Source organism: Oceanicella sp. SM1341, from assembly GCF_003448965.1.
Taxonomy (GTDB): domain Bacteria; phylum Pseudomonadota; class Alphaproteobacteria; order Rhodobacterales; family Rhodobacteraceae; genus Paroceanicella.
Genome location: NZ_QRGC01000014.1, coordinates 101,905 through 123,316 on the forward strand (window position 1 = coordinate 101,905; position 21,412 = coordinate 123,316).

Annotated in this window: 19 protein-coding genes; 5 read left to right on the forward strand and 14 right to left on the reverse strand. The window is 72.3% G+C overall.

Annotated elements, in window-relative coordinates; translation table 11 throughout:
• Positions 1 to 149 precede the first annotated feature (149 nt).
• Positions 150 to 926, reverse strand: coding sequence for a hypothetical protein (locus D3P35_RS14235; RefSeq protein WP_118135400.1), 777 nt, complete (start codon positions 924 to 926; stop codon positions 150 to 152).
• Between the two features lie 299 nt (positions 927 to 1,225).
• On the opposite strand from D3P35_RS14235, the gene ileS reads away from it, so the two are divergent.
• The 3 genes from ileS (at position 1,226) to D3P35_RS14250 (ending at position 5,062) form a co-directional block, all read left to right on the forward strand.
• Complete coding sequence (gene ileS, locus D3P35_RS14240) at positions 1,226 to 4,180, forward strand: isoleucine--tRNA ligase (RefSeq protein WP_118135401.1); 2,955 nt, start codon at positions 1,226 to 1,228, stop codon at positions 4,178 to 4,180.
• Between the two features lie 60 nt (positions 4,181 to 4,240).
• Positions 4,241 to 4,660: a DUF1810 domain-containing protein gene (locus D3P35_RS14245; protein WP_118135402.1), complete on the forward strand. Its 420-nt coding sequence runs from the start codon at positions 4,241 to 4,243 to the stop codon at positions 4,658 to 4,660.
• Positions 4,661 to 4,852: 192 nt separating this feature from the next.
• The gene (locus D3P35_RS14250) at positions 4,853 to 5,062 is read left to right on the forward strand and encodes a cold-shock protein (RefSeq protein WP_118135403.1); all 210 of its coding nucleotides are present in this window, start codon (positions 4,853 to 4,855) and stop codon (positions 5,060 to 5,062) included.
• A gap of 123 nt (positions 5,063 to 5,185) precedes the next feature.
• Here the strand turns inward: D3P35_RS14250 and D3P35_RS14255 are convergent, their stop codons facing one another.
• Positions 5,186 to 5,533: a hypothetical protein gene (locus tag D3P35_RS14255; protein WP_118135404.1), complete on the reverse strand. Its 348-nt coding sequence runs from the start codon at positions 5,531 to 5,533 to the stop codon at positions 5,186 to 5,188.
• A 173-nt stretch (positions 5,534 to 5,706) separates the two neighbouring features.
• On the opposite strand from D3P35_RS14255, the gene D3P35_RS14260 reads away from it, so the two are divergent.
• On the forward strand, positions 5,707 to 6,687 hold the full coding sequence (locus D3P35_RS14260) for a hypothetical protein (RefSeq protein WP_118135405.1): 981 nt from the start codon (positions 5,707 to 5,709) through the stop codon (positions 6,685 to 6,687).
• 16 nt (positions 6,688 to 6,703) lie between these two features.
• Here D3P35_RS14260 and truB read toward each other — a convergent pair whose 3' ends face one another.
• From truB to htpX, 10 genes are all read right to left on the reverse strand, one after another.
• Complete coding sequence (gene truB / locus D3P35_RS14265; protein WP_118135406.1) at positions 6,704 to 7,615, reverse strand: tRNA pseudouridine(55) synthase TruB; 912 nt, start codon at positions 7,613 to 7,615, stop codon at positions 6,704 to 6,706.
• Between the two features lie 99 nt (positions 7,616 to 7,714).
• Positions 7,715 to 8,137, reverse strand: a complete 423-nt coding sequence (rbfA, locus tag D3P35_RS14270; protein WP_118135407.1) for a 30S ribosome-binding factor RbfA — start codon at positions 8,135 to 8,137, stop codon at positions 7,715 to 7,717.
• Between the two features lie 83 nt (positions 8,138 to 8,220).
• Positions 8,221 to 9,552: a pitrilysin family protein gene (locus D3P35_RS14275; protein ID WP_232830510.1), complete on the reverse strand. Its 1,332-nt coding sequence runs from the start codon at positions 9,550 to 9,552 to the stop codon at positions 8,221 to 8,223.
• Positions 9,549 to 10,907 carry a pitrilysin family protein gene (locus D3P35_RS14280; RefSeq protein ID WP_118135428.1) on the reverse strand — a complete coding sequence of 453 codons (1,359 nt, stop codon included), beginning with the start codon at positions 10,905 to 10,907 and terminating at the stop codon, positions 9,549 to 9,551. The genes D3P35_RS14275 and D3P35_RS14280 overlap by 4 nt, the downstream gene beginning before the upstream one ends.
• A 233-nt stretch (positions 10,908 to 11,140) precedes the next feature.
• Entirely contained in the window at positions 11,141 to 11,752 is a 612-nt protein-coding gene (locus tag D3P35_RS14285; protein ID WP_157982154.1) for a DUF3035 domain-containing protein, read from the reverse strand.
• Between the two features lie 443 nt (positions 11,753 to 12,195).
• Positions 12,196 to 12,690 carry a signal peptidase II gene (gene lspA, locus D3P35_RS14290; protein WP_118135409.1) on the reverse strand — a complete coding sequence of 165 codons (495 nt, stop codon included), beginning with the start codon at positions 12,688 to 12,690 and terminating at the stop codon, positions 12,196 to 12,198.
• Between the two features lie 11 nt (positions 12,691 to 12,701).
• Positions 12,702 to 14,288, reverse strand: a complete 1,587-nt coding sequence (purH, locus tag D3P35_RS14295; protein ID WP_118135410.1) for a bifunctional phosphoribosylaminoimidazolecarboxamide formyltransferase/IMP cyclohydrolase — start codon at positions 14,286 to 14,288, stop codon at positions 12,702 to 12,704.
• Between the two features lie 30 nt (positions 14,289 to 14,318).
• Positions 14,319 to 16,106: a heparinase II/III family protein gene (locus tag D3P35_RS14300; RefSeq protein ID WP_118135411.1), complete on the reverse strand. Its 1,788-nt coding sequence runs from the start codon at positions 16,104 to 16,106 to the stop codon at positions 14,319 to 14,321.
• 76 nt (positions 16,107 to 16,182) lie between these two features.
• The gene (locus D3P35_RS14305) at positions 16,183 to 17,472 is read right to left on the reverse strand and encodes an RsmB/NOP family class I SAM-dependent RNA methyltransferase (RefSeq protein WP_118135430.1); all 1,290 of its coding nucleotides are present in this window, start codon (positions 17,470 to 17,472) and stop codon (positions 16,183 to 16,185) included.
• Positions 17,463 to 18,425, reverse strand: coding sequence for a zinc metalloprotease HtpX (gene htpX, locus D3P35_RS14310; RefSeq protein ID WP_118135429.1), 963 nt, complete (start codon positions 18,423 to 18,425; stop codon positions 17,463 to 17,465). Before htpX ends, D3P35_RS14305 begins: the two co-directional genes overlap by 10 nt.
• A gap of 74 nt (positions 18,426 to 18,499) precedes the next feature.
• On the opposite strand from htpX, the gene D3P35_RS14315 reads away from it, so the two are divergent.
• A complete protein-coding gene (locus tag D3P35_RS14315; protein WP_118135412.1) occupies positions 18,500 to 18,715 on the forward strand; it encodes a DUF1674 domain-containing protein in 216 nt (71 codons plus the stop codon).
• A 157-nt stretch (positions 18,716 to 18,872) separates the two neighbouring features.
• Here D3P35_RS14315 and D3P35_RS14320 read toward each other — a convergent pair whose 3' ends face one another.
• Entirely contained in the window at positions 18,873 to 20,444 is a 1,572-nt protein-coding gene (locus tag D3P35_RS14320) for an alpha/beta hydrolase (protein ID WP_118135413.1), read from the reverse strand.
• A gap of 96 nt (positions 20,445 to 20,540) precedes the next feature.
• The gene (locus D3P35_RS14325) at positions 20,541 to 21,407 is read right to left on the reverse strand and encodes a DMT family transporter (protein ID WP_118135414.1); all 867 of its coding nucleotides are present in this window, start codon (positions 21,405 to 21,407) and stop codon (positions 20,541 to 20,543) included.
• Between the last annotated feature and the right edge of the window lie 5 nt (positions 21,408 to 21,412).

Consider the following 21,412-nt stretch of genomic DNA (forward strand, 5'->3'; position numbering starts at 1 on the left):
GCGGCACCGGCTCCCGGGGATCGCTGCCGCGCAAACGAAAACGGACACGCCGATCACCGGCGTGTCCGCACTGCCCTGCCTCGTTCCGAAGGGCAGACCACCGGCGCCGCCACCCCTCTGCCGGGGGCGGTCGGGCCGGGGCGTATGGCTCAGTTGCGGCCGGTGGGGCGGCCGCCGCCCTGGAAGCGGGCGTCACGCATGTTGCCGCGGGCGGCGCGCTGGCGGGCCTCGCGCAGGTCGCGCCGGTCGGCACGCGGCACGGGCCGGGCCCGGTCCCGCTCCCTGCCGCGGTCACGCGCCTCGGGGCGCGGGCCGCGATTGTTGCCCGGCGCGAAGCCCGGGCGGCCGCGATCGGGGCGCTGCCATTCCGGGCGGCCGCGGTCCGCGCGATTCTGCCAGTCGGGACGGCCGCGGTCGGGGCGGTGCTGCCAGTCCGGGCGCCCCCGGTCCGGCCGATGCTGCCAGTCGGGCCGGCCCCGGTCCGGGCGGTGCTGCCACGCGGGGCGGCCGCGATCGGGGCGGTAATGCCAGTCCGGCCGGCCATGCGAGGGGGCGTAATGCGGCCGCGGGCGGTTCACGATGATCACCGGGCGCGGCCGGGGCTTCACGTAATAGACCGGGGCGCGCGGCACCACCACCACCGGGCGCGGCGCCACGTAGACCGGCGCCGGGCGGTAGTAATACGGCCGGTAGGCGGGTCGGTACGCTGGCCGATAGGCCCAGCGCGGCTCCACGTAGCGCGGCGGCGGGGCGTAGTGCCTGTCGTTGTCGCTTGCCGCGTCGGCAAGCAGGGCGAGCGCGGCCACCCCGGCGAGCACGCCGACCACGATCTGTCCTGTCTTGTCATCGGCCCGCGCGGGCTGCTGCGCCCCGAGCCCGAGCACGAGGCCCAGGCTGAGCACGGCCGCTGTCATGATCCTGATCATCGCGGGGGACCTCCTTCGCGTCTGCACGCCGTCACGTCGCGTTCCTGTCGTGTTACAATGCCACAAACGCGCCGCAATCCCCATTCCGTCGCGCGTCTCGTTCACGGCTGCGTGAGCGGCGCGCCGTGCTGGACCCCCTCCGGCACATGATGTATAGCGCTGGCCATGCGGACCGATTTCAGCATCGCTTTGCGAATTAGCGGCCCGGCGCTCCACGTCTGAAGCGCCGGGACAAAGGCGCATGGACTGCCGCGCCACCCTCTTCCCCAGACCGATGCAAGATGAACGGGACCACGATCATGTGTGCCGATACGCCTGACTACAAAGACACCCTCGCCCTGCCCGAGACCGAATTTCCCATGCGCGCCGGCCTGCCCAAGCGCGAGCCGGAATGGCTCGCCCGCTGGGAGCGCCTCGGCGTCTACGACCGGCTGCGCGAACAGCAGGGCCGCAAGCCCTTCGTGCTGCACGACGGCCCGCCCTATGCCAACGGCCACCTGCACATCGGCCACGCGCTGAACAAGATCCTGAAGGATTTCATCGTCCGCTCGCAGCAGATGCTGGGCCATGACAGCCGCTACATCCCCGGCTGGGACTGCCACGGCCTGCCCATCGAGTGGAAGATCGAGGAACAGTACCGCGCGAAGGGCAAGAACAAGGACGAGGTGCCGATCAACGAGCTGCGCGCCGAGTGCCGGCGCTTCGCGGCCGAGTGGATCGACATCCAGCGCGAGGAGTTCAAGCGCCTCGGCATCACCGGCAACTGGGCCGATCCCTACCGCACGATGGATTTCACCTCCGAGGCGGTGATCGCCGAGGAATTCATGAAGTTCGTGATGAACGGCTCGCTCTACCAGGGCTCGAAGCCGGTCATGTGGTCGGTGGTGGAGAAGACCGCCCTCGCCGAGGCCGAGGTGGAGTACCACGACCACAAGAGCCACACCATCTGGGTGGCCTTCCCGGTGGTGGGCGCGGTGAAGCCGCTGCCCGACACCGACGAGGTGACCGATTTCCCCGGTGCCGCCACCGACGTGAAGGAGGACGACCTCACCTCCGCCTCCGTGGTGATCTGGACCACCACGCCCTGGACCATCCCGTCCAACCGCGCGGTGTGCTTCTCGGATGACATCTCCTACGGGCTCTACCGCGTCACCGAGGCGGCGGAGGAGAACTGGGCGAAGCCCGGCGCCACCTACCTGCTGGCCGACAAGCTGGCCGAGGACACCTTCCGCGCCGCGCGCGTGCAGGGCTTCGAGAAGCTGCGCTCCGTGAGCGCGCTCGAGCTCGCCGGCCTCACCCTCGCCCACCCGTTCCGCGGCCTCGATGCGGCGAATGCCGAGTGGGACTACGACGTGCCCATGCTCGCCGGCGACCACGTGACCGATGACGCCGGCACCGGCTTCGTGCACACCGCCCCCAGCCACGGCGCGGACGACTACCTGGTGGGCCTCAAGCACGGCCTGCCGATGACGCATAACGTGCTGGAGGACGGCTCCTTCCGCCCCGACCTGCCGCTGTTCGGCGGCGCCGTCATCTTCGACGAGAAGGGCAAGGAGAAGGACGCCAACACCCGGGTGATCGACGCGCTGGCGGGCTGCGGCGCGCTGGTGGCGCGCGGGCGCATCACCCATTCCTACCCGCATTCCTGGCGCTCCAAGGCGCCGCTGATCTTCCGCAACACGCCGCAGTGGTTCGCCGCCATCGACAAGCCGCTCGACGACGGCATGGACACCTACGGCGACACGATCCGCGAGCGCGCCCTCACCTCCATCGACAAGCTGGTGAGCTGGACGCCGCAGACCGGCCGCAACCGGCTCTACTCGATGATCGAGGCCCGGCCGGACTGGGTGCTGAGCCGCCAGCGCGCCTGGGGCGTGCCGCTCACCTGCTTCGTGCGCAAGGGCACCAACGGCACCGAGATCCTGCGCGACGCGGCGGTGAACGCCCGCATCGCCGAGGCCTTCCGCGCCGAGGGTGCCGATGCCTGGTTCGAGGCGGGCGCGAAGGAGCGCTTCCTCGGCAATGAATACGACGCCGCCGAGTGGGAGAAGGTCGACGACATCCTCGACGTGTGGTTCGACAGCGGCTCCACCCATGCCTTCGTGCTGCGCGACCGGGCGGACGGCGCGGCCGACGGCATCGCCGATGTCTACCTCGAGGGCACCGACCAGCACCGCGGCTGGTTCCACTCCTCCATGCTGCAGGCCTGCGGCACCAAGGGCCGCGCGCCCTACCGCGGCGTGGTCACCCATGGCTTCACGCTCGACGAGAAGGGCATGAAGATGTCCAAGTCGCTCGGCAACACCATCGTGCCCGAGACGGTGGTGAAGCAGTACGGCGCCGACATCCTGCGCCTGTGGGTGGCACAGACCGATTTCACCGCCGACCAGCGCATCGGGCCCGAGATCCTCAAGGGCGTGGCCGACAGCTACCGCCGCCTGCGCAACACCATGCGCTTCATCCTCGGCAACCTCGCCGGCTTCGAGGAGAGCGAGCGTCTCTCCCCCGCCGAGATGCCCGAGCTGGAGCGCTGGGTGCTGCACCGGCTGGCAGAGCTCGACGTGACGGTGCGCGAGGGCTACGGCCGCTACGGCTTCCAGAAGCTGTTCCAGGAGCTGTTCCAGTTCTGCACGGTCGACCTCTCCTCGGTCTACTTCGACATCCGCAAGGACGCGCTCTACTGCGACGCGCCCTCCAGCCTCCGCCGCCGCGCCGCGCGCACGGTGCTCGACATGCTGTTCCAGCGCCTCACCACCTGGCTGGCGCCCATCCTGGCCTTCACCATGGAAGAGGTCTGGCTGGAGCGTTTCCCCGGCGAGGACAGCTCGGTGCACCTGCAGGACTTCCCCGCCACCGACCCCGCCTGGCGTGACGATGCGCTCGACGCGAAATGGGAGAAGATCCGCCGCGCCCGCCGGGTGGTGACCGGCGCGCTCGAGGTGGAGCGGCGCGAGAAGCGCATCGGCGCCAGCCTCGAGGCCGCCCCGGTGGTGCACGTGGCCGATGCGGAGGTGCGCGCAGCGCTCGAGAGCGTCGATTTCGCCGATCTGTGCATCACCTCGGGCCTCACCCTCACCGACGCTCCGGCGCCCGAGGGGGCCTTCACCCTCGAGGACGTGCCGGGCATCGCCGTGGTGCCGGCGCTGGCGGAGGGCGAGAAATGCGCCCGCTGCTGGCAGATCCTGCCCGATGTCGGCACCCATGCCCACGCGGGCGTCTGCGGCCGCTGCGACGAGGCGCTCTCGGCCCGCTGAACCTCCCCCCCCGACCCCGGCGCGCTTGACGCAGCCGGGGTCGGGCGCACATCGTTGCACATGTCGCTCATGCGCTTCACCGAGGCGCAGGAGGGGGTATACCCCGCTGCGCTCGCCGAACTCAGGTCCGGCCGCAAGACGAGCCACTGGATGTGGTTCGTGTTCCCCCAGCTTGTCGGCCTCGGCCGCTCGGAGATGTCGCGCCGCTTCGCCATCACCGGCCCGGGCGAGGCGAAGGCCTACCTCGCCGACCCTGTGCTCGGCCCCCGGCTGCGCGAGGTCACCGAGGCGATGCTGCTGCATGCCGGCAGCCCGGTGCGCGACATTCTCGGCCAGCCGGATGACGCCAAGTTCCGCTCCTGCATGACACTTTTCCGCCGCGTCTCGCCGCCCGGCAGCGCCGACGAGGCCCTGTTCGACCGCGCGCTGGAAGCCTTCTTCGACGGCGCGGAAGACCCCGCCACCCTTGCGCGATTGTGAAGCGGCGCCGGTGGCCGGGCCCCGATAGTCCTTGCGTTGAATCGGCTTTGCCCGCATAGGGGACTTGCTAAACGTTCTTCTATTGAGCCTGCTGTTCCGTCGACTACCGGCGCACAGTCCTTCGATACAGGACCGATACGCCGGCGCCGTTGCATCCTGCAGACGGCGGAAAAGACAGACGGAGATACCACGATGGCTACTGGCACCGTGAAATGGTTCAACGAAACCAAGGGTTTCGGCTTCATCCAGCCTGATGGCGCGGGCAAGGACGTGTTCCTGCACATCTCGGCGCTCAACCGTGCGGGCCTCGCCGCTCCGGCCGATGGCCAGAAGGTCGAGTTCGAGATGGAGAAGGGCCGCGACGGCCGCGAATCCGCAGGCGATGTGAAGTTCATCGACTGATTCAGGCCCCTCGGCGCCCGCGGCAGGGCCGCGCGCGCCAACGCCTGACGTAACGTAAGACGCCCCTGCCGGTGATGCCGGCAGGGGCGTTTCGCATTTTCGGGGGCCCTCGCCCGATGGCGGTCAGTAGGTGACCGACTCCCGGGCGGTGCCCTCGGCGTCCGGGCCGTGGCGCAGGGTGATGATCGCGCCCGACAGCAGGTGCGCCTTCTGCACCAGGTCCTGGACCTGCGCCCAGATCTCGTCGGCGCGCGGCCCGGTGATGGTGATCACGACGCGGCCGTCCGCCGGGTCGACATGGTATCCGTCGACGGAGGCATTGCTGTCCTCCCCGAGCGTCTCGCGCAGTGCATCCTCGAGCGCGAGCACCTCGGTCATGTCGTCATCCGCGTGTGAAAAGCGGATGATGACCGCCTGCTCGGAGAGAGACGGGTCGTTCTGGCCGTCGTAGACAGCACCGAAAACCGACATGGCAGTCTCCTTTCAAGGGCCGGAATGGCCTTCACCGGCATGAACGCGCGACGGCCCGGTTTGGTTCGTCGGCTTGCCGCAGTGCGGTAACCGCCCTACCCTCCTCATCCGGGGACGGGTGCGCCCCGGCGGGTGCGGGGGCGCCGGCCGGGCGGGAAGCGAGGAGATACGGGATGTTCGGCACCCTGCTGAGGAAACTGAAACCCGCGGGGAGCCGGCGCAGGGTGGTCCTGCACATCGGGGCGCCCAAGACCGGCACCACGACGCTGCAGACCGCGCTCGCGACCAACCGCCGCCTGCTGGCCCGCGAGGGGGTGATCTACCCGCGCGCCGGCTGCCTCTCGCATGGCGCGGGGGTGGCGCAGCACCTGCTCGCCCTGTCGCTGCGCCCGGAGTACCCGGCCTTCATCGGCCCGTCCGACCGCCTGCCGGCGGAGAAGGTGTGGCCCGCCCTGCTCGCCGAGATCGACCGCGCCGGGCCGGGCAGCATCCTGCTGTCCTCCGAGGCGTTCTTCCAGCTCGATACCGGCGCCGTGGCCCGGGTGGCGGAGTATCTCTCCGGCCATGACGTGCACGTGGTGGCGATGGAGCGCAACCCGCTGCAGCGCCTGCGCTCGCGCTACATCCAGTCGGTGAAGGCGCCGCCCTACGGCCGGCTCGACTTTCATTCCTATGCCCTGCGCGCCACCCGGCGCATGGCCGACGACGCCCGGCTGTGGGAAGCGGCCTTCGGCGCGGAGGCGGTCACCCGGCTGCGCTACGATGCGCCCACCGAGCCGGGCGGCGTGGTGCCCACGGTGCTGGTGGCCTGCGGCCTGTCGCCCGACCTCGCGGCGCGGATCGACCCCGGGCGGCAGTGGCTCAACCGCAGCCCGGACTGGGCGGTGGTCTCGCTGATGCGGCGGCTCAACGGGGTGCGCCACCTCGCGCCCGAAACCCGCGCGGAGATCTATGCCCGGCTGGCGGAAAGCGGCGTGCCTGCCGATGCCGCGGGCTTCGACGCCCTGCTCGACGGGCACGACGACATCCGCCCCCAGGTTCGCCAGCGCCTGCGCGAGGTCTTCGCCCGCCATGCCGGCCCCGATCCCGAGCCTAGCGACGGGCTGCTGAAATCCTTCGCCCACAGCCAGTCACGCGTGAAGGCCGGCACCTGAGCCGCCGGCGCGCCCGTCACTCGCCGGCGGGCAGCAGCACGCGGGAGGGGTGCAGTTCGCCCGCCTTGTAGACGCCGATCGCCACTGCGCGGCCCTCGTGGCTCGCCCAGGCTTCCTCGCCGTATTCGATGTCGGAGGCGAGCACCATGCCGGGGTTGCCGTTGCGCAGCCGCGCGGCGCCCTCGGGGGTGCAGCGCAGCTCGGGCAGCTCGGCGAGGCCGGTCTCGAGCGGCAGGAGGTGGCGGTCGAGCTCGGGCGATTTCGCCAGCTCGTCGAGCAGCTCGAAGCGGATGCCGTCGGAGGCCTCGAAGGGCCCGGACCAGATGCGCCGCAGCTCCTTCACATGGCCCAGGCAGCCCAGCGAGCGCCCGAGGTCACGCGCGATGGAGCGCACGTAGCCGCCCTTGCCGCAGACCATCTCCAGCACCGCCGCATCGGCCGTGGCCTCCACCAGCTCGAGGCTCTCCACGAAGAGCGGCCGGGCCGCGAGCTCCAGCGCGTCGCCGGCGCGGGCCAGCGCATAGGCGCGCTCGCCGTCCACCTTCACGGCGGAAAACTGCGGCGGCACCTGCTCGATGTCGCCGATGAAGGCGGGGAGCGCCGCGCGCACCTCCGCCTCGGAGGGGCGGGCATCGGTGGTCTCGATCACCTCGCCCTCGGCATCATCGGTGTTGGTGGCAGCGCCCCAGGTGACGGTGAAGCGATAGGCCTTCATCGCGTCGGTGATGTAGGGCACGGTCTTGGTGGCCTCGCCGAAGGCGATGGCGAGCACGCCGGTGGCGGCGGGGTCGAGCGTGCCGGCATGGCCGGCCTTGCGCGCGCCGAAGGCCCAGCGGGCCTTGTTCACCACGGCGGAGGAGGTGATGCCGGCAGGCTTGTCGACCACCAGCCAGCCATCGACCGGACGACCCTTCTTTCCGCGTGCCATCTGCGCCCTTCCTGCGTGCCGTTCCCGAGGCCAGAGCCTGTACCGCCGCCGCGCCCGGGTTTCAAGCGCGCCGGGGGCAGCGCGGGAGTGCGTGCGGGATCAGTCCCGCTCGTCGTCCTCGTCGTCGTCGCTCTCGATGTCGCGGCGCACGGTCTCGGTGGAGAGCAGACGGCGGGTCTGGTCCATGCGGTCGAAGCTCTCGTCGGGCTGGAAATGCAGCTCGGGGGAGAATTTCAGCTTCACCGCGCGGGTGACGACGCGGCGCAGCTCGCCGCGGTTGCGCTCCAGCGCCGCGATCACACCGGCGGTGTTCTCGCCCAGCAGCGGCAGCACGAAGACCGTGGCGTGCCGCAGGTCGGGCGAGCAGCGCACCTCGGAGACGGTGATGGGCGAGCGGCCGAGATCGGGGTCATGCAGGTCGCCGCGCGACAGCACGTCCGAGAGGGCGCGACGGATCAGCTCCCCCACGCGCAGCATGCGCTGGCTGGGTCCGGAGGTTTCAGTGAACTGTCGCTTGGCCATCGGGATATCCTTTCGCTGCCGCCCATGTAGAGCCGCGCGGGGGCGGACGCAACCGCCCCCGCGCGCCGGATGCCCGGCAGGCGTCAGTTCGAGGCGGTCACGCCCTCGGGCTTGCCCACCACCACGAAGCGCAGGCCGTCGGGGGTCATCAGCCGCTTCGCCACCCGGGCGATGTCCTCCTTCGTGACCGCGTTCACGTAGTCGTTGCGCTTCTCGGTGTAGTCGATGCCGAGGCCCTCCTCCTGCACGCCCACGAGGATGTCGGCGATCTTGGAGTTCGAGTCGAAGCGCAGCGGGTAGGCGCCGGTGAGATAGGTCTTGGCGTCCTCCAGCTCCTGGTCGGTCACGCCGCCCTCGGCCATGCGGGCCCACTCGGCCTTGATCACCTCGATGGCCTGGCCCACCCGGTCGTTCGCCGAGGCGACACCGCCCATCCACAGCTCGGTCCGGTCATAGCCGGCGAGGTAGGAATAGACGCCATAGGTGAGGCCGCGCTTCTCGCGCACCTCCTCGGTGAGGCGCGAGGAGAAGCCGCCGCCGCCCAGTATGTGGTTGAGAACATAGGCCGGGAAGAAATCCGGGTCATGCCGGTCGATGCCCTTCTGGGCGAAGACGACGACGGACTGGGGCGTGTCGAACTCCTGCACCGTGGTGCCGCCGGTGAGGCTGGGCTCCACATGGCCGGGCAGCGCCGGGCCGTCCTGCGGCAGGCCCTCGAAGAGCGTGTCGAGCATCTCGCCGAGCTGCTCGGGCGTGATGTCGCCCACCACGCCGATGCGGGCGCGCGAGCGCACCAGCATCGCCTGATGGGCGGCGCTGAGGTCGGCGGCGGTGAGGGCGGTGACGCTGTCGATCGTGCCGTCGGAGGAGCGGCCGTAGGGATCGTCCGGGAACACCAGCTCGCGGAAGGCCTTCGAGGCGATGGACTGCGGGTCGGTCTCGTCCGAGCGCAGGCCGGAGAGCACCTGGGCGCGCACCCGCTCCACCGCTTCCTCGTCGAAGCGCGGCGCGGTGAGCGCGTCATGCAGCAGGGCCACGGAGGCGTCGCGGTTCTCGCTGAGCATGCTGGCGGAGACGGTGGCCGAATCAGTCCCGGCGGAAAAGCCGAACTGCGCGCCGATGGCATCGGCCGCGCGGGAGAAGGCGACCGCGTCACGCTCGCCCGCGCCCTCCTCGAGCAGCGCCATGGCGAGGTTGCCGGCCCCGCTCTTGCCCTCGGGGTCGAGCGCGGTGCCGCCGGCGAAGCTGATGTCGAGCGAGATGATCGGGATGGAATGCTCCTGTACCAGCCAGGCCTTGATGCCGCCGGGGGAGGTGACCTCCTCGATGTCGGTGGCGGCCGAGAGCGGCAGGGCGGCGAGGGCGAGGAAGGCGGCGGCGGTCAGGCCGCGGCCGAGGGAACGTACGGCGATCACTGGGTCACCTCTCCGGTTTCGGCAGGCTGTGCGGGGGCGGCGGCGTCTTCCGGGGCGGCGGGGGCCGCATCGGGCGCCTTCAGCCAGCCGGTCACCGAGTTGAGCGGGTCGAACACCTCGCGGGCGGCGGCCATCACGTCATCGGCGGTCACCTCCTGCAGCAGGCCGGGCCAGGCGGCCACGTCGTCGACCGTGAGACCCACGGCGAGCGCCGCTCCATAGCGCCGGGCGAGGCCGGACTGGCTGTCGAGGGCATAGATCTCCGAGGCGCGCACCTGCTCGCGGATGCGGGCGAGGTCTTCCGGGTCGGGGCCGGTCTCGAGGAAATCGGCGATCACCTTGTCCATCGCCGCCTCCGCATCGGCGAGCGAGACCCCGGGCACCGGCACCACGTAGACGGTGAAGGTGTTGGGGTCGATCGACAGGCCCTGGTAGGAGGCGCCGGTGGCGAGCGCGATCTTCTGCTTCAGCTGCAGCTCCTGGCCCATCACCGAGGTGAGGCCCGAGCCGCCCAGCAGCTCCGCGAGCACGGTGAGGGCGGCGGCCTGCTTCTGGTCGCCGGGGTTGCGCTCGGGCGAGAGGTAGGAGCGCATGACGTAGGGCTGGCCCACCCGGGGGTCCTCGTAGGTGAGGTGGCGCGGGGCGCGCTGCGGCGGCTCCTGCGGCCGGGCGCGGGGCGCGAGATCGGGCGTGGGGGCGACGGGCCCGTAGATCTCCTTCGCCATCTCCTCGACCTTCGCGGGGTCCACGTCGCCCGCCACCACGAGGATGGCGTTGTTGGGCGCGTAGTAGCGGCGGTAGAAGGCCAGCGCGTCCTCACGGGTGAGGCCCTGCATCTCGTGGCGCCAGCCGATCACCGGGATGCCGTAATGGTGGTTCATGAACTGCGCGGCGTCCATCTGCTCGCCGAACAGGGCGGAGGGGTTGTTCTCCACCCTCGAGTTGCGCTCCTCGAGGATCACGTCACGCTCGGGCGTCACCACCGCGTCGGACAGCACGAGGTTGCGCATGCGGTCGGCTTCCATCTTCATCACCACGTCCAGCCGGTCGGCGGCGATGCGCTGGAAATAGCCGGTGTAATCGTAGGAGGTGAAGGCGTTGTCCTGGCCGCCGTTCGCGGCGACGATCTTGGAGAAGGCGCCCTCGGGGATGGTGTCGGTGCCCTTGAACATCAGGTGCTCGAGGAAATGCGCGATGCCCGACTTGCCGGGATGCTCATCGGCGGAGCCCACCCTGTACCAGACCATGTGGGTGACGACCGGGGCGCGGTGATCCTCGATCACCACGCCCTCCATGCCGTTGTCGAGGGTGAAATGGGTCACGGGGGCCTCGGCCGCCGCGGGAAGCCCGAGCATCAGCGCCGGCAGGACCGGCAGGACGATGCGCGAGACGAGCGAGCGCAGCAGTGTCACGTTGGCGCTTCCGGCGGGCGGGCCCGCCGCCTCCTTGGAGTAGGGTCAGACTGCGCGCAGTCTAGACGGCGCCGGGCGCGGGGCAATGGCCCGGCAATAAACCTGTCGTGACCCCTGCGGGAGCGCGGGGCCCGGAAAGGAAACGGCCCCGCCTTTCGGGGCGGGGCCGCGCGGGCTCACTGGTTCAGCAGGATCGTGCCTTGCGCGGGGTCGTCGCCGCGCCGGCCCGCCTCGGCTTCCTGCTCGCGGGGCGGGGCGGCGGGGGTGCGCACGCCCTCGGCGCGCAGGCGCTCGGCTTCCTCGCCGGGGTCGAGCACGTCTTCGCGGTAGGGGTCGTCGAAGCGGTAGCCCATGAAGGAGCTCAGGCCGTAATTGCCCGCACCGGCCTCGCGCTGGGCATCCTCGGCCGCCACGGTCTGGCGGATGCCCGGCTCGGCAGTGCCGGCGGAGGCCATGAGCGCGCTCTGCCCGGGGCTGAGCGGCACGGCGGACGCAGCGCTGCCGCTGGTGGCGCCCGCCTCGGAGAGCAGCGAGGCCACGTCGCGCTCGGGCTGGGGGTCGACCCGGTTGTGCCCGGCGGGGTTCGGCGCCGGCAGGGCGGAATAGGTGCCCGGCATCTCGAGCGGCCGGCGCTCGACCACGAGGAACTCGTCCGGCGGCGGCTGGCGCAGGCCGGCCATGCGCAGCAGGCTCTGCCGCTCGCCGGTGCCGCCGTCGCCGCAGGCCGCGACGCCCAGGGCCATGAGCAGAACCATGCCGGTCTTCGTTCCGATGCCACGGTAGGCCATTGCACCCAACTCCATCTCTGTTCGCGGCGCCCCGCAGGGCTGTGTTCGCGGCGCCCCGCGGGGCTGTGTTCGCGGCGCCCCGCGGGGGCCCTGTTCGCGGCTCTCGCCGCGAGGATCGTTCCGCGGTTCCGCCCGCGGGTGTGTTGCGCGGCTCCGCCCGCGCGCGTGCCCGGCGGTGCGTGCCGCGGGCACGGAGCGCGCGCACGGAGGGGCGCGCTCGGCGCTCGCGGCTGTCGCCGCGGGGGTAGTGCCGGGGCGCCGGGCGCCCCGGTGGTGCGGCTCCGCCGCCGGTTGTCCCGCGGCTCTGCCGCGCTGTTCCGTCCGGTCCGGCCGGAAGGGCCGCACCTGTCCGGGCCACCTTTAGCCCAGCGAAACGCCCGCGTCACGCCCCGAAACGCGATTCGCGGCCGCATGGCGCAGCCGCGCGGCGCCCGTGCGGCGGCTCAGCGCCCGCGCTTCGCCGGTTTGCCCTCGCGCCCGGAGAAGACGATCAGCACCCCCGCCCCGGCGAAGATGGCGATATCGGCAACGTTGAACGACCACGGGCTGGTGAAGCCGCAGCAGGAGGTGTTGATGAAATCGGCCACAGCGCCCCAGAGCACGCGGTCGATCGCGTTGCCCAGCGCGCCGCCGATCACCAGCCCCACCCCGGCCGGCAGCAGCCAGCCGCGCATGCGCCGCGACCAGACCGCCAGCGCCACCGACACCGCCACCGACAGCGCCACCAGCAGCCAGGGCCCCAGCGCGCTGTCGTTGCTCATGAGCCCGAAGTTCACGCCGCGGTTCCACGCCATCTGGAACACGAGATACGGCGGGGCCACCTCGATGCGGCCCACCGCGTCGAGGTTCATCCCCACCACCACCAGGTATTTCGACAGCTGGTCGACGAGGAACACCGGCAGGGCGACGATCAGCGCGCGGATGAGACCGGGGGCCATGGCCGCTCTCCTCAGTGGCGGAAGTGGCGCATGCCGGTGAGCACCATGGCGAGCCCGGCCTCGTCGGCTGCCGCGATCACCTCGGCGTCACGCATGGAGCCGCCGGGCTGGATCACCGCCGTTGCCCCCGCCTCGGCCGCGGCGAGCAGGCCGTCGGCGAAGGGGAAGAACGCGTCGGAGGCGACCGCCGAGCCGATGGTGGGCAGCTCGGAGAGGCCCAGGACCTCGGCCATGTCACCGGCCTTGCGCGCGGCGATGCGGGAGCTGTCGACGCGGCTCATCTGGCCCGCGCCCACGCCCACCGTGGCGCCGCCCTTCACGTAGACGATGGCGTTCGACTTTACGTGCTTGGCCACGCGCCAGGCGAAGAGCATGTCGGCCATCTCGGCCTCGGTGGGGGCGCGCTTGGTCACCACCTTGAGGTCGGGGATCGAGAGGCGGCCGTTGTCGCGGTCCTGCACGAGGTAGCCGCCGGAGACCTGGCGCCAGGTGCGCCCCGCGGCGGCGACATCGGGCAGGCCGCCGGTCACCAGCAGGCGGAGGTTCTTCTTGGCGGCGAAGATCTCGCGGGCCTCGTCGGTGACGGAGGGCGCGATGACCACTTCGGTGAAGATCTCGGTGATGCGCTTCGCCGTGGCGCCGTCGAGCGTGCCGTTGAGCGCCACGATGCCGCCGAAGGCCGAGGTGCGGTCGCAGTTCCAGGCCGCCTCGTAGGCCGCCTCGAAGGTCTCGCCGCGCGCCACGCCGCAGGGGTTGGCGTGCTTGATGATCGCGACGGCCGGGCCCTCGGCGGGGTCGAACTCGGCGACGAGCTCGAAGGCGGCGTCGGTGTCGTTGATGTTGTTGTAGCTCAGCTCCTTGCCCTGGAGCTGCTCGGCGGTGGCGACACCCGGGCGCGTCGAGCCGTCGCGGTAGAAGGCGGCGGACTGGTGCGGGTTCTCGCCGTAGCGCAGGGTCTGGGCCAGGGTGCCGGCGACGGCGCGGCGGCGCGGGGCTTCCTCGGCGATCGCGTCGGCCAGCCAGGCGGAGACGGCCGCGTCATAGGCCGCGGTGCGGGCATAGGCGGTGAGCGCCATCTTCTTGCGGAAGGCGAGCGAGGTGCCGCCCTGCCCCAGCTCGGCCACCAGCGCGTCATAGTCTTCCACGTCCACCACGGTGGTGACGAAACCGTGGTTCTTGGCCGCGGCGCGGATCATCGCCGGGCCGCCGATGTCGATGTTCTCGATGCAGGTGTCATAGTCGGCACCCTTGGCCACGGTGGCCTCGAACGGGTAGAGGTTCACCACCAGCAGGTCGATGGGCAGGATGCCATGCTCCTCCATCGCGCCCACGTGCCCCGCATCGTCGCGCAGCGCCAGCAGGCCGCCATGCACCATCGGGTGCAGGGTCTTCACCCGGCCGTCCATCATCTCGGGGAAGCCGGTCACCTCGGCCACGTCGCGCACCGGCAGGCCCGCCTCGCGCAGCGCCTTCGCCGAGCCGCCCGTGGACAGCAGTTCGACACCCTTGTCGTGCAGCGCACGGGCGAGGTCGATGAGACCGGTCTTGTCGGATACGGACAGCAGCGCGCGCCGGATCGGCACGATGTCGGTGGTCATGGCATGATCCCCTATTTCTGACGGCGGCTCTCAGCCCGGATCGGGGGGGCCGGCCGCCGGCGCGCTGTCGGTCACGACATCGCGGGTGCTGGGCGCCCCGTCCTCGGCCCGCCTGAAGGCCCAAGTGACCCGGCCCCCATACTCCACCGCGCGGGAAGTGACCACCACCTGTTTCGTCTCCCGCGCCTCCAGCCGCTCCTGATCGATGAAAACCGACTCGGCGAGCTCCAGCGCGCCGCCGGACTGGCGGAAGATCCAGGTCTCGCCGCTGGGCAGGCGCAGGGTGACGGCATTGGCCGCAGGGCCGGATTCGGCCTCCACGTCCGGGTGCAGGTGGAAGATGGCGGAGAAGGCGAGGCCCAGCCGCGGCGCCCCCTCCACCGCGGCGGCAAAGCGCGCGCGCTGCGCCTCGGTGGTGGCGGTGAGCGTGTCCTCGCCGCGCAGGTCGAGCCCGTCGGGCGCGAGGAACAGCCGGCGCTGGTGCACGAGGCCGAAGGGGGCCACGTAGCCGTCATGCGCGGTCTGCAGCCAGAGGCCGCTGGGGTCTTCCACCCGCTCGGCCTCGACATGGGCGGGCGGGTCGGTCAGCCGGTCGCCCAGCACCGGGTCCGCCCCGGTGAAGCGGGCGGAGGAGACATGCTCGACCACCAGCGCGGAATGCGAGCCGGTGGCCCGGCAGGCGCGGCGCCATTCCTCGCCGAACTGCGCGCCGGGACCGAGGCTGCCGACCAGCGGCCGCCGGCCCACCGAGATCTCCAGCCCCAGCGTGCTCGCATGCGCGCGCCCGGCATGGGCGCCGCCGGGGGGCGGGGCTGCGTCGAGCACCAGCGTGGTGCGGCCGGCCTGCAGGCGGGCAAAGCCCATCGCGAGCCCTGCCCCGCCGCGGCCGCGCGCCCCGGAATCGACCAGCGCGCGGTCGAGCTGGCCGGGGTTGTCGCGCCCGCCCCGGCCACCGCCGTGAAAGCGCGCCAGCGCCCCGTCGCCCATGCGCAGGGCGCGCAGGGTGGGGGCGGCGCGCACCACCGCCTCGCGGTGTCGGGGGTCGGGCAGGCGGCCGGCTTCCTCCAGCGCGCGCTCGGTGCGCACCATGAGCGTGAACACCTCCAGCAGCTCCTCCGGGCTGCGCGAGGCGATGCCGCCGTCCGGCCCCACCGCCCGGGCGCATTCGGCGCCGAACAGCCGGGCGCGCTCCTGCAGCCGGGCCAGCGGCCGGCCGAGCGCGAGGGTGACGAACACCAGCCCCGCCAGCGCCTCGAAGCGCTCTGCTCCCGGCGCCGCCGCGCCCCAGGCCCGGGCGAGGTAGCGCTCCTGCCGGGCGAGGCTGCGCAGCAGGCGGCGGATGGCGGCGGTGTCCTCGCCCGCCGTGGCGGTGAGCAGGCCGAGATGGCAGGAGAGGTGGATCATCCGCCGCCCGGCGAGGCCCGGGGCCCAGCCCGGGCCGGAGCCGGAGCCGTAGCGGCTGTCCCAGTCCGCCACCCAGGCGGCGAGGGTGCGGCGGGCGCGGGCGTCGCCGGCGGCGGCGAGGTCCTCCACCCAGTCGAACCCGTGCAGCGCGTCGCGAAAGGCGGTGTCGGGCGGGGTGAGGCTCCAGGGCGGGCCGTCATGGCGCAGGCTGTGCCCGGCGAGGGCGATCTCGCCGCCCGCCAGCGCCCGGCCGCGCTCGAAACTGCCGATGGCGCGGCTCTCCACCCCCGGGCCGGCCTGCGCCGGCACGCGGGCGAGCACCGAGGCGCGGGCGCGCCACGCGTTCACGGCCCGGGCCCGGCCGAGGGCCAGCCGCCGCACCTGCCTGCGAAGAAACGGCACCAGCCCCGCCATCACACCCCTCTGTCACGCAAATCGCTTGGTTTTCAAATGCGATAGGGGGCGATGATAGCGAGGCGTGCCGGGCCTGTCACCCGCCGCGGCGAATCACGCAGGCGAAGAACCCGTCCATGCCGCCGGCCTCTGCCCAATGGTCCGGGCGCAGGCGCAGGGCGGGGCCATCGGCCCAGCCGGGCTCGAGCCCGGGCAGTGCCGGCACCGGCAGCGCCTCGGCCTCCGGATGGCGCTCGAGGAAACGGGCGAGGCGGGCCTCCCCCTCCTCCGGGAACAGCGAGCAGGTGCAGAACACCAGCCGGCCGCCGGGCTTCACCCAGTCCCAGGAGCGGGCGAGCATGCGGTCCTGCAGCCGGGTGAGGCTGCGCAGGTCGGAATGCGCCTTGAGGAACGGCAGGTCCGGGTGACGGCGGATGGTGCCGGTGGCCGAACAGGGCGCGTCGACGAGCACGATGTCGAAGGGGGCAGCGGGCGCCCAGTCCATCGCGTCGGCGGCAACCACCTCGGAAGTGAGCCCGGTGCGCTCGAGGTTCTCGTGCAGGCGGCGCAGGCGGCCCTCGGAGATGTCGAGCGCGGTCACCTGCGCGCCGCCGGCGGCGAGCTGGAGGGTCTTGCCGCCCGGTGCGGCGCAAAGGTCGAGCGCGGTGAGGCCGGTGACATCGCCGAGCAGGCGCACGGGCACCGCCGCGGCGGCGTCCTGCACCCACCATTCGCCCTCCGCGAAGCCCGGCATGGCTGAAACCTGGCCCCCGCGCGGCAGGCGCAGCGAGCCGGTGGGCAGCAGCGTGGCGCCGAGGCGGGCGGCGAGCGCCTCCGCCTCCTCGGCCCGGCGCGGCGTCACGTCGACCGGTGCGCCGGCGGCATGGGCGCGGGCGATGGCGGCGGCCGCCTCCGGGCCCCAGGCCGTCTCGATGCGGGCGCGCAGCGGGCCGGAGAGGGTGAGCGCGCCGGGCTCCTGCGCCTGCCACAGCGCCTCGCCCTCGCGCGCCACCCGGCGGGCGACGGCATTGGTGAGGCCCTTGAGGTGGCGGGTGCGGGGGCTCGCCTCCACCAACCGCACGGCGGCATCCACCGCGGCATGGGCGGGGGTGTGCTCGGAGAGCAGCTCGGTGGCGGCGAGGCGCAGGGCGTTGCGCACCCGCAGGGGCGGCTCCTTCTCCAGCCAGGGGTCGAGGATGGCGTCCACCCGGCCGAGGTTGCGCAGCACGGCGGTGCCGAGTGCGAGGGCGCGGGCGCGCTCGGCCGGCTCGAGCCCGGAGTCGAAGCCGCTCTCGCCCAGCATCTCGCCATCGTGCAGCACGTCGTGCAGCAGGCGCAGGGCGGCGGCGCGGGGGGCGAGGCCCTGTGCGAGCTCGCTCACGCCCAGGGCCCGGAGGAGCGATCGCCCCGATGGCCGGTGCGCGGCAGGCGCGAGGGCCCGGCCGAGGCGCGGGGCGCGGAGGCCGCGGCTCGGGGCCGCGGCGCGAAGCCCTGCTGGCCCATCTCGGCCGCCATCTGCTCCAGCGCCGCGATGCGGTTTTCGGTGGCCGGGTGGGTGGAGAACAGGCTGTCCATCCGCTTGCCCGACAGCGGGTTCACGATGAACAGATGCGCCGAGGCGGGGTTGCGCTCGGCGCTCGCCATCTCGGTGTGCAGGGCGGGCGAGGCGATCTTGGCCAGTGCCGAGGACAGCCACAGCGGGTTGCCGCAGATCTCAGCCCCCTCGCGGTCGGCCGAATACTCGCGCGTGCGGCTGATCATCATCTGGATGAGCATCGCCGCGATGGGGGCGAGGAACACCGCGAGCAGCACGCCCACGATGCCGAGCGGGTTGCGGTCGCGCCCGCCGCCGAAGAACAGGCCGAACTGCGCGAGCATGGAGATGGCACCGGCCACGGTGGCGGCGATGGTCATGATCAGCGTGTCGCGGTGCTTCACATGCGCGAGCTCATGGGCAATGACGCCGGCCAGCTCCTCGCGGCTGAGGTTGCGCATCAGCCCCTCGGTCACCGCCACGGCGGCGTTGTCCGGGCTGCGGCCGGTGGCGAAGGCGTTGGGCTGGGGCGTGCGGATCAGGTAGACCTTCGGCATCGGCAGCCCGGCGTTCTGCGCCAGCTGTGCGACCATGTCGTGCAGCTCGGGCGCCGAGGCGCGGGTGACCGGCTCGGCATTGTGCATGCCCAGCGCCATCTTGTCGGAGTTCCACCAGGCGAAGAGATTGGTGCCGATGGCGACGACGAGCGCGATGAGCGCGCCGCCCGTACCACCGATCAGCCAGCCCACGCCCATGAAGAGCGCGGTCATGGCGGCCAGCAGCATGGCCGTCTTCATCATGTTCATCTTCGGTCTCTCCCACTTCACAACCCCGGCGAGCGGGTCTATATCCGCTGTGAGCCGGATCCGGGAGAGCATATATGTCTCAGACGCCATCCGATAAAGAGGCAGCCCGCGCGGCCCGCATCGCCGGAGCCGCCGAACGTGCCCTTGCCGAGGCCGAGGCGCGCCGCGCCGCCGGCCGCTCGGGCGAAGCCGTGGCAGGTGCCATGCCCACCGAGCTCGGCGGCCGCAACGGCCCTGAACCCACCCGCTTCGGCGACTGGGAGAAGAAGGGCATCGTCTCCGACTTCTGAGGGTCGAGGTCTGAGGGGCGCCTTCTGAGGCTCCGCGGTTCCCGGGGGCCCGGGCGTCGCGATCCCGCAAATCCCGCAACCTGCCCCCGCAGCCTGCCGCGCGAAGCGCCGGCTTGCGATGCGGCAGGCCGGCCGTGATGTACCCGCGCAGGTCCCCTCAGGGCAGATCGAACAGCAGCACCGGCGTGCCGGCGCAGTCCTCGTCGGGGAACCATTTCCGGCCCGGCTCCTCCGCCGCTTCCCCTGTCGCCACCCGGGCGAGAAAATCCTCGACCAGGCCGCGTGCGCAGGGGTCCTGGTCGAGCACCGAGTGGCCGGAACCCGGCGCGACATGGACTTCCGAGCGCGAAAGCCCCTCGGCGGCGCGCTGCGCGTAATCCGGCGGGGTGACGGGGTCGAGGTCGCCCGCCATCAGCAGCACCGGCACGTCCGAGACCACCGGTTCCGAGAAACCGTCGCTTCGCGGGCGCATCGGCCAGCCCTCGCAGAGGGGGAAGCCGCCGGCCTGCCCGATCCAGCTCGCCAGCCGGGGATGCGCTGCCTGCTGGGCCGCGATCTTCTCCGGCGCGAACCAGGCCCCGTCATCGTTGCACGACACCGCGATCTGCAGCCCGTAGGACCAGCCCTCCGCCGCCCCGGCTTCCACGTAGGGCGTGACGAGCAGCCGGCGGAACGTGTCGAGCTCTCCGCGGTCCAGCGCGTCGATGGCGCGCGGCAGCCGCTCCATCTCCCAGACCCAGTAGAGCTGCGTGAAGATCATGTCGAGCAGTGCTGCATCGTCGAGCCGGATCCACAGCTCCGGGATGTCCCCCGCCGGGTTTAGCCGCAGCGGCATCGGCGCGGCCGCGAGCCGGGCCAGCAGCCCGTCCAGCCGCGCACCCAGGTCCGGGTAGGCAGCGGCGCAGGGCGCATCGGCCCGGCAGGCCGCCAGCATGCGCTCCAGCGCGCGATCGAAGGGGGCGGCATCGGTCCAGTGGTCGGTCACCTGCGGGGGGAACACCGAGTCGAGCACCGCCGCCTCGACCCCCGCGCCGTCCTGCCGGATCAGCTCCAGCCCCAGCCGCGTGCCGTAGGACACGCCGAACACCACCCAGGCCCGGATGCCGAGCGCCGCGCGCAACTCCGCGAGGTCCGTCGCACTCTGCACGGTGTCGTAGGCGGCGAGGTCGAAACCGGTGGCGGTGAGCTCGCGGAGGCAGGCGGCGAGGCCGATGCGGCTGGTCTCCACCGCGTCGGCCGCCATGTCCGGCCGCTCCCGCGCGCCGAGCCATATGCGCGGGTCGGCGAGGCTGCGGCACTCCATGTCCGGCACCCGGGGCGGGTCGAACGGCGACAGGCCGCGGCTGAGGCCGCGCTGGCCCACCACGATCACGTCGCGCCCTTCCGCCCATGACAGGGTGCTGCGCAGGTAGGCCTGCCAGCGCGCGACGCCCGCGGGCGTGCCGAGGTCCACGTCCTGCCCCGGCCCGCCGGAGAGATAGACCACCGGCGCGAGGCGGGCGGCCGGGTAGGCCTGCGCGTGGAAGATGTTCACCAGCAGCCGCACCGGCACCTGCCCCGCCTGCGCCCGCGCCCCGCCGGGGGTGAAGATGCCGCAGCGCAACACGCGGTCGTCCGGGCCGTGCCCGGTGCCGGGGGGGCAGTCGGTCTCGTGCCACTCCCCCGCCGCTGCGGCGCCGCAGCCCAGCAGCAGGGCAAGGAGGGCGCCGAGGAGGCGGAATGGCGGCATGGGGGCTCCTGCTCGCAGGGTGGGGCGCGCGGCCTCACACTGCCCGCAGTGCTCCGCCCCGCGCAAGGTCCCTCACGCCGTCTGTCACGCCGCCTGTCACGTCCGGGCGCGCGAGACCTGCACCGCGAGGATGCCGGCGCCCACCACCGCCACGCCCAGCACGTCGCGCAGGCCGAGGCTCTCGCCCAGCACCAGCGCCGCCACGGCCACGCCGAAGAACGGGTTCATGAAATGCCAGGTGGCCGCGCGGGTGGCGCCGATGCGCCGCACCAGCCAGAACCACAGCACCGTGGCCGCGATGCCCGGCACAAGCGTGGTGTAGGCGAAGGCGAGCACCAGGCTGAGGCTCCAGCGCACGCCGCCGTCGTCGAAGAGCATCGCGGCGGGGAGGAGCGCGGTGGCCCCTGCCAGCATCTGCAGGCCCACCACCATCAGCAGGTTGCCGCGCGGCAGCGCGTCGCGCACCAGCAGCGTGGCGGCGGTGAGCGCCAGCGCGCCGAGCAGCAGCAGCGTGAGGCCCGTGAGGTCGACCCCCGCCGAAATGCGGCCGCTCATGATCAGCGCCACCCCGGCGAAGCCGGTCACCAGCCCCAGCATGCCCAGGAGCGGCAGGCGCTCGCCGAAGATCACCCGGCTGGCCAGCGCCACCAGCAGCGGCAGCAGGCTCGCGACGATCACCGCGACACTCGCCTCCACCCATTGCACGCCGACGAAGTTCAACCCCAGGTAGAGTGCGTTCTGGAACACGCCGAACAGAATCACCGCGCCCCATTGCTTGCGCGACATCTTCCAGCTCTGCCGCAGCGCGGCGGCGATGCCCACGGCGAGCAGGCCCGAAATGTAGAACCGCGCGCTGAGCGCGCCGAGCGGCGGCGCGTCCGCCACCACCAGCCGCGCGGAGGTGAAGGCCGAGCTCCACATGAACGAAAACGCCAGCCCGGCGACAATAGCCCGAAAATCCATCATAT